Origin of the sequence: Polynucleobacter sp. GWA2_45_21 (genome assembly GCF_001830325.1) — a bacterium.
Taxonomy (GTDB): Bacteria; Pseudomonadota; Gammaproteobacteria; order Burkholderiales; family Burkholderiaceae; genus Polynucleobacter.
In genome coordinates this window covers 52069-65596 of the sequence record NZ_MHZG01000010.1, presented here as the reverse complement: position 1 = coordinate 65596, position 13528 = coordinate 52069, and the positions used below count along the sequence as shown (strand labels likewise).

Annotated in this window: 11 protein-coding genes, 1 tRNA gene and 1 pseudogene; 3 read left to right on the top strand and 10 right to left on the bottom strand. The window is 44.7% G+C overall.

Features of this window, described 5'->3' with window-relative positions; all coding sequences use genetic code 11:
- Window positions 1–49: 49 nt before the first annotated feature.
- From ppc to gcl, 4 genes are all read right to left on the bottom strand, one after another.
- A complete protein-coding gene (gene ppc, locus A2X74_RS08095; RefSeq protein WP_293626529.1) occupies window positions 50–2449 on the bottom strand; it encodes a phosphoenolpyruvate carboxylase in 2400 nt (799 codons plus the stop codon).
- Window positions 2450–2511: 62 nt separating this feature from the next.
- Window positions 2512–3411: a 2-hydroxy-3-oxopropionate reductase gene (locus A2X74_RS08090; protein ID WP_293626531.1), complete on the bottom strand. Its 900-nt coding sequence runs from the start codon at window positions 3409–3411 to the stop codon at window positions 2512–2514.
- Between the two features lie 29 nt (window positions 3412–3440).
- Window positions 3441–4244: a hydroxypyruvate isomerase gene (gene hyi, locus A2X74_RS08085; protein ID WP_293626534.1), complete on the bottom strand. Its 804-nt coding sequence runs from the start codon at window positions 4242–4244 to the stop codon at window positions 3441–3443.
- Between the two features lie 30 nt (window positions 4245–4274).
- Window positions 4275–6065, bottom strand: coding sequence for a glyoxylate carboligase (gene gcl, locus A2X74_RS08080; RefSeq protein WP_293626537.1), 1791 nt, complete (start codon window positions 6063–6065; stop codon window positions 4275–4277).
- Window positions 6066–6198: 133 nt separating this feature from the next.
- Here gcl and A2X74_RS08075 point away from each other — a divergent pair, with 133 nt between their 5' ends.
- Window positions 6199–7122 (top strand): LysR family transcriptional regulator, encoded by a 924-nt coding sequence (locus A2X74_RS08075; protein ID WP_293626540.1) that lies wholly within the window; start codon window positions 6199–6201, stop codon window positions 7120–7122.
- A gap of 66 nt (window positions 7123–7188) precedes the next feature.
- Here the strand turns inward: A2X74_RS08075 and A2X74_RS08070 are convergent, their stop codons facing one another.
- From A2X74_RS08070 to A2X74_RS08060, 3 genes are all read right to left on the bottom strand, one after another.
- The gene (locus A2X74_RS08070) at window positions 7189–8202 is read right to left on the bottom strand and encodes a 2-dehydropantoate 2-reductase (protein WP_293626541.1); all 1014 of its coding nucleotides are present in this window, start codon (window positions 8200–8202) and stop codon (window positions 7189–7191) included.
- A 246-nt stretch (window positions 8203–8448) separates the two neighbouring features.
- Window positions 8449–8543: transfer RNA gene (locus A2X74_RS08065), tRNA-Ser, on the bottom strand.
- A 79-nt stretch (window positions 8544–8622) separates the two neighbouring features.
- Window positions 8623–9873, bottom strand: coding sequence for an aspartate kinase (locus A2X74_RS08060; RefSeq protein ID WP_114652850.1), 1251 nt, complete (start codon window positions 9871–9873; stop codon window positions 8623–8625).
- 156 nt (window positions 9874–10029) lie between these two features.
- Here A2X74_RS08060 and A2X74_RS08055 point away from each other — a divergent pair, with 156 nt between their 5' ends.
- Both A2X74_RS08055 and A2X74_RS08050 read left to right on the top strand, forming a co-directional pair.
- Window positions 10030–10314, top strand: coding sequence for a hypothetical protein (locus A2X74_RS08055; RefSeq protein WP_293626546.1), 285 nt, complete (start codon window positions 10030–10032; stop codon window positions 10312–10314).
- Window positions 10308–10601 (top strand): type II toxin-antitoxin system RelE/ParE family toxin, encoded by a 294-nt coding sequence (locus A2X74_RS08050; protein ID WP_293626549.1) that lies wholly within the window; start codon window positions 10308–10310, stop codon window positions 10599–10601. Before A2X74_RS08055 ends, A2X74_RS08050 begins: the two co-directional genes overlap by 7 nt.
- 1 nt (window position 10602) lies before the next feature.
- Here A2X74_RS08050 and tilS read toward each other — a convergent pair whose 3' ends face one another.
- From tilS to A2X74_RS08035, 3 genes and pseudogenes are all read right to left on the bottom strand, one after another.
- Window positions 10603–11925, bottom strand: a complete 1323-nt coding sequence (gene tilS, locus A2X74_RS08045; RefSeq protein ID WP_293626551.1) for a tRNA lysidine(34) synthetase TilS — start codon at window positions 11923–11925, stop codon at window positions 10603–10605.
- A complete protein-coding gene (locus tag A2X74_RS08040) occupies window positions 11891–12862 on the bottom strand; it encodes an acetyl-CoA carboxylase carboxyltransferase subunit alpha (protein ID WP_293626555.1) in 972 nt (323 codons plus the stop codon). The genes tilS and A2X74_RS08040 overlap by 35 nt, the downstream gene beginning before the upstream one ends.
- A gap of 9 nt (window positions 12863–12871) precedes the next feature.
- Window positions 12872–13480 (bottom strand): annotated as a pseudogene (locus A2X74_RS08035) (DNA-3-methyladenine glycosylase); the annotation flags it as partial.
- Between the last annotated feature and the right edge of the window lie 48 nt (window positions 13481–13528).

The following is a 13528-nucleotide window of genomic DNA, read 5'->3' as shown; positions in this document are numbered from 1 at the left end:
ACATGAAGCTGACCCCTTTGAGTTGGATTGGGTGTCCAACTTTTGTGGGTCAGTTCACTGCATACATTCTTTTTAATAATGTCGTTACTGCCATTTTTTCATTGACATTAGATTGTTCGAGTAATTCAGTCACTCCTGAGCCAAGTCCATACCAGCCAGGTAAGGTCAGGCGACATTGCGCCCAACTAAATCCCCAAGGAATTGCTCTAAGATCTTCAATGGCCATTCCCTGTTTGCGGGCTGACGGCCTTGATCCAAGATTTAATGTGGCAATTTCCTGGATAGGCGTAGCGCTAGAAAAATACTCAGAGAATCCCTCGATCTCATAAACCAATTCTCGATAGGACGACATACTGATTGCTGAAAGTAAGTTAGCCGCCTCAAGAAAGCCCTCTGGAATTTCCTTGTTTGTTGGCAACAAACTGGATTCCAAAGTAGCTGCTACTAATATCTCTAAGTTATGGCGGCCTAATTGGGGGTTGGAGTACTTTGAACTAATCACCTCACCCTGCTCGGTCAGGCGTATTTGCCCAGAAACTGTTCCCGCTGGTTGAGCGAGGATTGCATCGTAACTTGGGCCGCCACCACGGCCAACTGTTCCACCCCTTCCATGGGCCAACCTTAATTGAATACCTTGAGCCGAACCGTGCGTAAATACCTTAGAAAGGGCAACCTCTGCACAATACAATTCCCAATTACTTGTGACGATGCCACCATCTTTATTGCTATCGGAGTAACCCAAAACTATATCTTGCTGCGCTCCAGATCTTTTCACCAGCTCTGGGATCCCCGGAATTGCATAGAACCCCTCCATGATGCTGGTGGAGTTGCGCAAATCTTCAATTGTTTCAAACAATGGTGAGACCAATATTTGGGTTTGGGAATTTCCTTGTAAGGTCCCTGTAAAAATCCCAGTTTCTTTTTGAAGCACCAAGACCTCTAATAAGTCACTTACAGATTCAGTATGGCTAATAATGTAATGACGAATCGATTCGCTGCCATATAGCCCCAGTAATCGTTTTGCGGTAGTGAAAATTGCCAACTCAGAGTTAGCTAGATCGCTATAGTCATAACCCACTATCACAAGTGGGCGAACATCTTCCAAAGCCTTTATCAGAACGGTACGCTTTTGCTCTTCGCTTAGATTTACGTAATTCGATTCAAGTTGGGCCACTTTCAGTAGCTCTGCTATCACTTCTTGATGCTTGTCTGAACTCTGCCTCAAGTCGATTGTTGCCAAATGAAAACCAAATGCACGAACTGAGCGAATAAGGGTATTTAAACGTTGATCCGCTAAGGCTTGAGGGGAATAGGTCGCCAATGATTTCTTAATAATTTGTAAATCAGCTATGAAGTCCTGTGGAGAGGAATATGCCGATTTAGAAGAATCACTATTATTCTCAAGTGCATTAAAAGTAATGGTAATACGATCCGCTATTCCAACGAGAGCTCGCCGATATGGCTCATTTATGCGGTGCGGATTTGCATCAGATGAGTTTTGTGATAACTTTTTCAGCTCGTCACTGACATTCACTAAAAAATCAGATAGCGATAGCTCCCTGACTAAGAAGGAAATCTCTTTTAGGTAATACTGCCCTATTAAGTGCGCCTGACTGCGCATCGTATACTCAAGACAGTTCGCATCCACATTTGGATTGCCATCTCTGTCGCCACCTATCCATTGCCCCATACGTAAGAAAGCTGAAGATACTTCATTGCCCAGCACCTTTTCTAGTTGGGCATAAATTTTCGGAATCTCACCAACAAAAGTAAACTCATAGTATGAGAGCGCATTTTCTACCTCATCGGCAACTGTCAAAGTGGAGCGTCTTAGCAGCCTTGTATGCCAAAGTTGAATAATTCGCGCCTTAATTTGCTGTTCATTTTGCTCCAATTGTTCTTCAAGAAGGGCATCTGAATCTACCTCAGCAATATAGGCCTGTAAACGCATTTGTTTACGGTCAGTCAGAAGATTCCCAATTTCTCGGACGGCATCTAAGATACTTTTTCTTTGCACTTCTGTAGGGTGCGCGGTCAATATCGGAGAAATAAATGCAAGCTCTAAAGCATTGTGAATTTTTTGATTATCAATACCTGCAGCATGCAATCTCTCGATAGTCAACTTGATGCTGCCATTTCTCAAATCACCCATCCGGTCTTCAAGCTGAATTTCATGTGCGTGATATCGATCTTCGGCCAGATTTTCTAAGTGGCTGAAATAAGCTAAAGCGCGTAGAACCCTATTAATCTCATCATCCGAAAGATCATGCAAAATTTGAGATATTCTGTCTTCCGAGTCACCCGGATTTTTAGAATACAAAGTTCCCGAGTACTCCCTTAGGCCCTCAATAGCCTTATAAATACGATCACCCTCTTGCTCCTTGATTACTGCACTGAGCATTGATCTTAATAACGCAACTTCAGCATTTAGCTGCTCTACATTATTCATCCTCTTAGAGCTCCTGCCTGCTAAAAGAGATTCTGCGCTATTTAACATGACCGGTATGGGTATTAGCTCTTTTGCCCAATTTCAAAGTTGGCCAACTTCTCTAAAGCCCTGACCATTGCTGAGTGGTCCCAAGCTTTTCCGCCATGAGCCGTACATGAGTTGAATAATTCTTGTGCCGTAGCTGTATTGGGTAGAGAAACACCAAGCGCTCTTGCACTACTTAATGCCAAATTGAGATCTTTTTGGTGTAACTCAATACGAAACCCTGGATCAAACGTACGCTTGACCATGCGATCTCCATGCACTTCCAATATCTTCGAGCTTGCAAAGCCTCCCATTAGGGCTTCACGCACTTTGGCAGGATCGGCGCCTGCTTTAGAAGCAAACACCAGGGCTTCAGCAACTGCTTCAATATTTAGAGCCACAATAATTTGATTGGCTACTTTAGTAATTTGACCTGCACCATTGCCACCAACCAAAGTAATGTTCTTGCCCATCAACTCAAAGATAGGCTTAACTCCTGCAAACGTGGTGTCACTGCCACCAACCATGATGGTGAGCGTAGCACTTTTGGCACCAAGTTGACCCCCTGAAACAGGGGCATCCAAATACTCACATCCCAGATCATTAATCTTTTTAGCAAACTCTTTAGTAGCTATTGGCGAGATTGAGCTCATATCGACCACAATTTTGCCTTTGCTCAAAGAGGAGGCGATGCCATTTTCGCCAAAGAGCACTTTTTCTACATCCGAGGTGTCCGGCACCATCGTGATAATGATGTCGGCCTTACTAGCTACATCTGCCGGGCTAGAGCATGGAATTGCCGCGCTATTAGCCAGCCCTTCCGGAATCTTGCTACGGGTATTGATAAATACTTCATGGCCGGCATCTACCAAATGGCCTGCCATAGGAGCACCCATAATTCCGAGACCAACAAATCCAATTTTTTGTGAATTACTCATTCATTATTCCTATTTTTTAATTATTTAACTTAAGAGTAAATACTGTCCTGCTGAATATGCTCATGGTGATGCATCCACCCAAGACCAGCTACCGTATTTTTAAGCGGCTTATATTCACAACCAATCCAGCCCTTGTAGCCAATCTTGTCCAGGTAACCGAATAAATATTCGTAGTTAATTTCACCTGTCCCTGGTTCATTGCGCCCTGGGTTATCGGCCAATTGGATATGGGCAATGCGGGGTAAAAATTTTTGTATTGTGTTGGCAATTTCTCCCTCCATGCGCTGAGCATGATAGATGTCGTATTGCAGATATAAATTATCCAAGCCAACCTCATCTATGATGTCAATTGCCTGCTGGGTACGTGACAGATAGAACCCAGGAATATCAAAGGTATTGATGGGCTCTATTAGTAATTTAATGTTTACCTTTTTTAATTGCTCGGCAGCGTATTTCAAATTACTAACAAAGGTTTCATGCACTAGCCTACTATCGACTCCTACTGGCGCTTTACCAGCCAAGCAATTGAGCTGGCCAACATTGAGGTAGGTAGCATATTCAACGGCCTTGGTAACACCTGCGCGAAACTCATCGACGCGATCTGGATGACATGCGATACCTCGCTCTCCCGCATCCCAATCACCTGCTGGCAAGTTATGTAATACCAACTTAAGAACATAGGTATCGAGATTAGTTTTTATTTCTTCCTTTGAATATGCATATGGAAACAAAAACTCTACCGCCTTAAATCCACCAATACGGGCAAGAGCGAAACGATTCAAAAATGGGTCTTCCGTAAATAACATCGTTAAATTTGCGGCGAAACGTGGCATAAATTACCCTTGTAAATATTTATTAAGTTCTTAAGCTTGAAGAACGGCTGTAGGAGCGTCTTCTATGGACTGCGCTAAAGGCTCAAACTCGTTGATATTGTCAATTTCAGTTCCCATGGCGATATTCGTAACCCGCTCAAGTACAACCTCAACTACAACCGGTACCTTAAACTCTGCGATCCAAGCTTCTGCTTGCGCGATTGCCGGTGCCAACTGCTCTTCACGCTCTACGCGTATCGCCTTGCAGCCTAGGCCCTCAACTACTTTAACATGGTCTACGCCATAGCCCTTCACAATTCCTGCGCTATCTGGAACATTCACGTTATCAAATGCCAACTGAACGCAATAATCCATATCAAAGCCACGCTGCGCCTGACGAATCAATCCCAAATAACTGTTATTGACTAAGATCTGGATAAAAGGCAACTTAAATTGAGCGCCGACGGCGAGCTCCTCAATCATGAACTGGAAGTCGTAGTCTCCAGATAAAGCCACAATCTTTCTGGTTGGATCAGCAGCGCATACACCCAAAGCAGCTGGAACTGTCCAGCCTAAGGGGCCTGCTTGGCCACAGTTAATCCAATGGCGTGGCTTAAATACTTTTAAGAACTGTGCGCCCGCAATTTGAGACAGGCCAATTGTGCTTACATAGGTAACATCTTCACCAAATGTCTGAACCATCTCTTGGTAAACACGCTGAGGTTTCATTGGTGAGTCACTAAAATTAGTCTTGCGCTGATACTCAATAGAATTTTTTCTAGCCAAGCACTCAGAAGACCACTTTCTTCTATCTTTAAGCTTACCTGCTTTTTTCATTTCAGTTGCCACTTCAACAAACATCTCCAAGGCAAGCTTCGCATCAGAAACAATGCCAAAGTCTGGAGTAAAGATACGGCCAATTTGAGTGGGCTCAATATCCACGTGTACGAACTTGCGCCCTTTGCAATACACCTCTGTTGAACCAGTGTGGCGATTTGCCCAGCGGTTACCAATTCCCAATACGAAATCACTTGCCAACATGGTGGCATTGCCATAACGATGGGATGTTTGTAAACCAACCATACCAGCCATCAGCGGATGACTGTCAGGAATAGACCCCCAACCCATCAGGGTTGGAATTACTGGAATGCCAGCAATCTCAGCAAACTTCACCAATAAGTCAGAAGCATCAGCATTGATAACGCCACCACCAGAAACAATTAATGGCTTCTCAGCAGCATCGAGCATCTCCAATGCTTTTTCAATTTGTTTGCGGGTAGCTGCAGGCTTGTAAGCTGGCAAGGGTTCATAGGTATCAATATCAAACTCAATTTCTGCCATTTGCACATCAATTGGTAAATCAATTAATACAGGACCTGGACGGCCAGAGCGCATTAAATGAAACGCCTGCTGAAATACCCGAGGAACTAAAGCAGGCTCTAATACGGTTGTTGCCATTTTTGTAAGTGGCTTAGCGATCGAAGCAATATCAACCGCCTGGAAATCTTCTTTATGTAACTTTGCACGTGGTGCTTGGCCAGTAATACATAAAATTGGAATGCTGTCAGCTTGTGCAGAGTACAAGCCAGTGATCATGTCAGTTCCACCAGGGCCTGATGTACCAATACAAACACCAATGTTGCCTGGAGCAGCACGGGTATAGCCCTCAGCCATATGCGAAGCACCTTCAACGTGTCTTGCCAACACATGAGCGATAGACTGACGCTCTCTCATTTGTGCATACAAAGGATTGATGGCGGCACCTGGAACACCAAATGCTTGAGTCACACCTTCTTTTTCCATCACCAATACTGCTGCCATTGCCGCTTTCATCTTTGCCATGACTCGTCTCCTAAATTTGTTATGAATGAATCATCTTCAAATTAAGAGTGCTTGAGAACCTCAGCAAATCTATATCTAGTATTCCATGGTGGAATAGTGTAAAAACTCTTTATTCCAATTAAAAAGATAAATCATGGATCGCGTACAAGGCATTTCGCTCTTTATTCGAGTGGTTGAGACAGGCTCATTCAGTAAGGCTGCAGAGGATTTGGGTATCACCCAGCCGACTGCAACTAAATTTGTTGCCAGCATGGAAAAACGCTTGGGCACACTTTTATTGCACCGCAGTACAAGAGGTGTAACACCCACAGAAATCGGAAAGATTTATTACGAAAAGTGCAAAGGGATTGCAAGAGAAATTGAAGAGGCCGATCACTTGGCGTCCCTTATGCAGTCAAAAGTGCGCGGCAAACTTACAGTAAGCTCTTCAGTTGCTTTTGGAAGACGCGTTCTCATGCCCTCTATTCTGAAATTTATGGAGCATCATCCCGATCTAGAAGTAAACCTCAATATGGACGACCGCTACATCAACCTCATCGAACAAGGGGTTGATTTAGCTATTCGTATGCGTCGTTTGCCAGATTCTTCACTTGGCTCCCGATTTTTAGGCTTAAATCCCTGGGTCTTAGTAGCTAACCCAAAGTACCTTAAAGAACACCCCGCTCCAAAACATCCCGAGGATATTCGTAACCATCAAGCTTTAATTTATACAACTGTTCAAGGCGATCACCGCTGGAGCTTTACAAATGCAAAAGATAAAAATGAAACTATTGAGGTTAAAGGCCCCTTTACCTCCAATAACTTATCTTCGATTTTGGCTTCAGCTAGAGCTGGCATGGGCTTAGCTGCAGTTCCTTGGTATGTAGCACACCAGTCAGTAAAGGATAAGGTTCTTAAACCCGTCATGCAAGATTGGTCCCTACCCACTCAAGAAATCCATGCGGTTTTTTCATCACCCAAACATGTTCCTACTAAGGTGAGTCAATGCATTGATTGGCTACAGGGTCAATTTAAGGGTGAATGGTGGAAGGGTATTGAGGCAGGCAAGTCAGAATAAAAAAAACCGCCCTCAAGGGGCGGCTAAAGCTACTACACAGGTGCAACATGACTTCGTTATTAAAATTCAAGCAGCCAAAGGCAAGCACAAGTGACCATGTGATGATTGAACTTTGGTATTCAGTAATTTAGTCAAAGCAAATACAGTACTTAAGCATGGTGTGGGTGTATTGGTAATCTGCCCTAACTCGATTACCGAACCCAAGAGCGCATCAATTTCCAGGCTATGCCCTGCCTCTAAATCCTGCAGCATAGACGTTTTATGCTTGCCAACCTTTTCAGCTCCGGCTATTCGGCGATCGATATCAACCCTGAATACAACTCCCAATTTTTCAGCAATTGCCTGAGCCTCTGACATCATATTGCGAGCTAAATCTTTGGTTAATGGATATTGACATATACCCTCTAAATGCTCATGAGTAAGGGCGCTAATTGGATTAAACGTCATATTGCCCCACAACTTTAACCAGATCTCTCCCCTTATATCTTCCAATATAGGTGATTTAAATCCGGCATCTGTCATCATTTGAGAGATTTCTTTTGCCCGTTCAGATACCGAGCCATCAAGCTCGCCAATAGGGAAACGATTACCCTCTACGTGACGAATAACCCCAGGGGACTCCGTGTAAGTTGCCGGATATACGACACACCCAAGAATATTCCGTGGATCAATTTTTTTCATTATTAATCCTCCCATATCAACAGTTTCTACTGGATGATCCTGATATTCCCCTGATAGTCTTTGGAAATACCACCAAGGAATTCCATTTTGCATCGGTATTAAAACGGTATTGGGGCCAATAATCTTGGCTAAATCATCAATGATCGGCTCCACTTGATGAGCTTTAACGGCTAGCATTACTACGTCTGGCGCATCAACATCAGTAATTTTTTCAACTGCATTTACCTTGGCAACGAGCGGCATGGACTCGCCCTCCATGTGAAGAGTGAGCCCATTTTTTTGTATAGCCTCTAGAGTTTTTCCTCTAGCGACAACCGTGACTTGATTACCAGCTCTAGCCAACTTGGCTGCAAGATAGCCACCTATTGCTCCGCCACCACCTATTACGCAGATTTTCATAAAGACCCCATAAGAACAAAAAATTTTTCATTAAGGGAATCATCCACAAAGAGAGTGAACGTGAGAAGTAAAGGGATTCAATATGTAATATTCCTCCACGGAATAGCACACTTCATCAGAAATCAATCAGCGCTTTAGTGGTGGGTAGTCTGGTGGGTAGGATCTTTGAGAGAATAAAAAAGCCCCGGTTAAGGGGCTGATTTCACACCAATAAATAGCAATAATACAAAAATTGCCAAAAATGCTTGGCGGAGACGAGAGGATTCGAACCTCCGATCAGAGTTTTAGCCCCGATGCTCCCTTAGCAGGGGAGTGCCTTCGACCAGCTCGGCCACGTCTCCGTATTGATACATTTACAACGCCCCACAGTTTAACTGATTCCTATAACTGCAGGGATTTACAACGGTTTAATGCTGATTCTTACTTCTGATCCAACTCAAAAGCCTTATGGAGAGCACGCACTGCCAGCTCCATATATTTCTCATCAATAACGACTGAGATCTTGATTTCACTAGTAGAGATCATCAGGATATTGATACCCTCTTCTGACAATGTGCGGAACATTTTGCTGGCAACGCCAACATGGGAACGCATACCAACACCAACTACAGACACTTTAGAAACCTTAGGGTCACCTGAAATTTCTTTAGCCTCGATATGGGATTGGACATTGTTCTTTAGTAAGTCCAGGGCTTTTTGATAATCAGCACGCGGGACGGTAAAAGTGAAGTCTGTCTTACCTTCAAATGATTGATTCTGAATAATGATGTCCACATCAATATTGGCATCCGCAATCGGACCCAAAATTTGATAAGCGATACCTGGGCGATCAGGAACGCCAAGAACGGTAATTTTTGCTTCATCACGCGCAAAGGCGATGCCGGAAATAACTGCGGCTTCCATAGTGCTGTCCTCTTCAAATGTAATCAAGGTGCCCGACTTCATCTCTTCATCAAGGGGCATCAACGGATCTGTCAGCGATGACAGAACACGGGTTTTAACTTTGTACTTACCAGCAAACTCCACTGAACGAATCTGTAATACCTTTGAACCAAGACTTGCCATCTCTAGCATTTCTTCAAAAGTAATTTTGTCCAAACGACGTGCATCTTCACAAACGCGCGGGTCAGTTGTGTAGACGCCATCAACGTCGGTGTAGATCAAGCACTCATCTGCCTTCAGTGCTGCAGCCATGGCAACAGCTGATGTGTCAGAGCCACCACGACCTAATGTCGTGATGTTGCCATTTGGATCAACGCCCTGGAAACCAGTAACTACTACAGCACGTCCAGCATTAAGATCAGCAAGAATTTTCTTGTCATCAATACTCTTGATGCGCGCTTTAGTAAAAGAAGAATCGGTGTGAACTGTTACCTGCCAACCAGCATAACTCACTGCATCAACACCTTCACGCAGTAATGCCAGAGCCAATAAGCCAGAGCTGACCTGCTCGCCTGTAGAGGCGATTTGATCGAGTTCACGTGGATTGGCATCAGGATTGATGTCCTTTGCCAAACCAAGCAAACGGTTAGTTTCGCCAGACATCGCTGAGGGCACCACAACTACCTGGTGACCAGCACGCATCCACTTGGCAACGCGTTTAGCGACGTTCTGAATGCGCTCAACTGAGCCCATTGAGGTGCCGCCATACTTATGAACGATAAGAGCCATAAATCCGTTGTATTGTCTATGTATAGGGAACTACATTCCCTAGGGTCTAAAAGGGGCTTATTTTACAGGGTTTTTATCATCCAAAACGCTAGGCATTGACAGTAGCTTGGTCTGGGGATACGATTGGTGTTACTAAAGTAACACCAGGAGACCGATATGAGCATAGTCAGCACAACCTCCCTAAAACTAACCGAAGAAATTAAACAACAAGCAACAAATGCAGCTAAAGAGCTTGGCATGACTCCCCACGCATTTATGGTGGAGGCCATTAAGCAGGCTAGCATCAATGCGGAAATACGCAGGAACTTCATCCAGCAAGCCAACATTGCACGCGAAGGGGTTATCAAAAATGGTAAGGTCTTTGAATCAGACAAGGTTTTCGAAGCAATGAAAGCTCGTATCGCAGGGAAAAAATCCACATTGAAAGTTAGCAATTGGTAAGAATTGTTTTTGCTCCACATGCACTTGATGATCTAGAGCGGCTTACTGACTTCTTAATCGAAAATGACAAAAGTGAGGCACTTCTCACCATTGAATTAATTGAAGAGGCTATCAAAATCTTAGCCAGGCACCCACTACTTGGGCGGCTTTGCAATACCCATCAAAGAGAGTTAGTGATCTCAAGGGGAAAGAGTGGCTATATCGCTTTATACAGCTTCGAGGAATCAAAAAAAACAATCCTCATCAATGCCATTCGGCGCCAAAAAGAATCCGGCGGAATTTACTAAGTTAAAACCATTCCCAACAGGGCAACACTCGCTTACCAGTTGATACCAAATGTGGGTAGCTCGCCCCCACTCCAGCAACCGCTATCAGCTCATCATGGATATAGAGCAGTGGCGCTTGGCGCTCCCAAGGCGGTGTATCTGACTCCTGAAAAAGGTTCTTGAGGGTTTTTCGTGGGGTATTGGACTTGATTTGGAGCTTTTCTGCCCCTTGACGAGGCCTCTCCTCAACCAGGCCCTGCTTTTGAGCTTCCTTAACCCAGTCAGCAGGCAAGCCCAAAGACTTGCTCCGAGCGGGAACATCGCGAAATACCCACTGGCCAACTTTGCGATTTGCCACCTGTAAGAGGCCGCGCCATAAATAAATGCTCACCTCATCATGCTGCCATGCCAAATTTGAATCTGTTTTCACAGCCATCAGATCCTTCCACCAAGATTCAAGACGCTCCTGGGATGGCATTGATAAATCATTTAACTTAAGCCAATAACGCATCAGATTATTGGCAGCAGCTTTATCCTCCTTTGCAAGAATCAAAAGAGGCGCTAGCTTTAAGCGTTGAGCTTGAAAAATATGCTTACCATCCTGTCTAGCCAAGCGATCGAGTAGTGCTTGTGACTGAGCCAGTAAGTCTGCGCTACGAGCTAAGTTGGCAATTGCAGCTGGTTGAATTTTCTCCAGCCTTGGAATGATGTCTTTACGAATCGCATTTCGGCGATAGCGCGTATTTTGGTTGCTGGGATCTTCCACCCATTTGAGTTTGTGCTCTTTTGCATAGGCCTCTAGCTCGGCCTTACTTTGATTTAGCAGCGGGCGCCAAAGGGTAATAGCGTCAGCATCTTTTGCATTGGCACGATGTCGGGGCATAGCAGAGAGACCCGCAACGCCCGAGCCTCGCAAGAGCTGCAAGATGACGGTTTCAGCTTGATCATTTTGATGGTGGGCTAAGAGTAGATCTTCAATGCCATGCTCAATGCACAGCTCCGTTAAGGCATCGTAGCGCTCTGCCCTAGCCCGAGCTTCAATATTGCCTTGCGATTGATCTGCAAAATGCAATAAACGGAAATCAAAATGAACTCGGTATTTTTTGGCCAGCTTTTCGCAAAACTCAAGCCACTGATCGGCAGACTTTTGCAAACCATGGTGAATATGGAATACCCAAATCTCAGTTGAGTTATTAGGATTTGTTTGGACTGCCTTGCAAACGGCATCAAGCAACACAACCGAATCAAGCCCACCACTTAAGGCGAGGCCAATGCGTTTGGCTGCTATTGGGGCGGCCTGAAGAGTCGCCTTAGGACTTAGCTTCGATTTCCTTGAACTTGCCATAGCTCATTAAGCGTTCATGGCGACGCTCAAGAAGCGCATCCACTTTCATACCATCAAAGGTTTTCAGTGACTCAGCCAAGGCTTTGCGCATATTGTTCATCATGGTCTCGTAATCACGATGTGCGCCACCCGTTGGCTCGGTAACAATCTTGTCAATCAAGCCGATTGCTTTTAAACGTTGCGCAGTCAAACCCAATTGCTCAGCAGCTTCTGGTGCCTTATCAGCAGTCTTCCAAAGAATAGACGCACAACCTTCAGGTGAGATCACAGAATAGGTTGAGTTCTGCAACATCAACACTACATCACCCATTGCAATTGCAAGCGCCCCACCAGAACCACCCTCACCAATAATGGTCGCGATGATAGGCACTTCTAATTCGGCTTGTACATAGAGGTTGTGACCAATCGCTTCGGACTGGTTACGTTCTTCTGCATCGATCCCTGGGAATGCACCCGGGGTATCAACAAATGTAAACACGGGTAATTTAAATTTTTCAGCCAAGCGCATCACGCGTTTTGCTTTGCGGTAACCCTCTGGGCGACTCATGCCAAAGTTACGTAAGGCGCGCTCTTTCGTGTCGCGACCCTTCTGATGGCCAATCACTACACAGGGTTGATTCTCGAAACGGGCTAAGCCAGTGATGATGGATTGATCATCCGCAAAATTGCGATCGCCATGAAGCTCATGAAAATCTGTAAATAAAGCGCCAACATAATCGAGGGTATAAGGGCGCTGAGGATGACGCGCCACTTGTGAAACTTGCCAAGGACTGAGGTTGGCGTAAATGTCTTTAGTCAGCTGCTGACTTTTTTCGGTAAGCGTTTTGATCTCATCAGAGATGTCTACTGATGATTCATCTTGCACAAACTGCAGCTCTTCAATCTTTGACTCTAGTTCAGCGATTGACTGCTCAAAATCCAGGAAAGTCGTTTTCATAGCTTGATTTTAATATTCAACGGGAATGGGGTCGAGACTTCTCCACATATACCAGGTGGCTACAGTGCGCCAAGGGGCCCAATTTGCTGCTACTTCACGGGCCTCATGCCTACTCACAGGCTCTCCACTGAAGTAATTGAGGGAAATAGCCTTAATTAGACCAGCATCATCTAAAGGGAGAATATTAGGTCTAACCATGTTGAAAATAAGGAACATTTCAGCTGTCCAGCGCCCAATACCCCGAATTTCACATAACTCTTTGATGATGGCTTCATCTTCCATGCCTTTCCACTGATTGGCATGTAAACGGCCAGAATTGAAATGCTCGGCTAAATCACGGATGTACTCAACCTTACGACCCGATAAACCAGCTGCACGCAATTCTTCAATACTTAAAGCAAGGATATTTTTAGGGTTTACTTTGTTTTTAGCGGCAAGCAAGACTTTATTCCATACTGACTGAGCTGCCGCTACAGAAATTTGCTGACCGACAATCGATCTGGCCAGTGTTGTGAATGCATCGCCGCGCGTTCTCAAAAATACCGACCCATGTTTTGGAATCAACTTTTTTAGGATGCGGTCTTGCTTCATCAACTCAGCACAAGCCTGCTCCCAATACTCTGGGGCTAATTCTTCAAAAATTTCTTGCTCTGCTGCTTTAGTCAA

Coding starts and splice junctions, on each gene's coding strand:
- gcl (WP_293626537.1), bottom strand. CDS start 6,065: ATGGCAAAGATGAAAGCGGCAATGGCAGCAGTATTGGTGATGGAAAAA.
- A2X74_RS08090 (WP_293626531.1), bottom strand. CDS start 3,411: ATGAGTAATTCACAAAAAATTGGATTTGTTGGTCTCGGAATTATGGGT.
- A2X74_RS08055 (WP_293626546.1), top strand. CDS start 10,030: ATGAGCATAGTCAGCACAACCTCCCTAAAACTAACCGAAGAAATTAAA.
- A2X74_RS08040 (WP_293626555.1), bottom strand. CDS start 12,862: ATGAAAACGACTTTCCTGGATTTTGAGCAGTCAATCGCTGAACTAGAG.
- A2X74_RS08070 (WP_293626541.1), bottom strand. CDS start 8,202: ATGAAAATCTGCGTAATAGGTGGTGGCGGAGCAATAGGTGGCTATCTT.
- A2X74_RS08075 (WP_293626540.1), top strand. CDS start 6,199: ATGGATCGCGTACAAGGCATTTCGCTCTTTATTCGAGTGGTTGAGACA.
- ppc (WP_293626529.1), bottom strand. CDS start 2,449: ATGAATAATGTAGAGCAGCTAAATGCTGAAGTTGCGTTATTAAGATCA.
- hyi (WP_293626534.1), bottom strand. CDS start 4,244: ATGCCACGTTTCGCCGCAAATTTAACGATGTTATTTACGGAAGACCCA.
- A2X74_RS08060 (WP_114652850.1), bottom strand. CDS start 9,873: ATGGCTCTTATCGTTCATAAGTATGGCGGCACCTCAATGGGCTCAGTT.
- tilS (WP_293626551.1), bottom strand. CDS start 11,925: ATGGCAAGTTCAAGGAAATCGAAGCTAAGTCCTAAGGCGACTCTTCAG.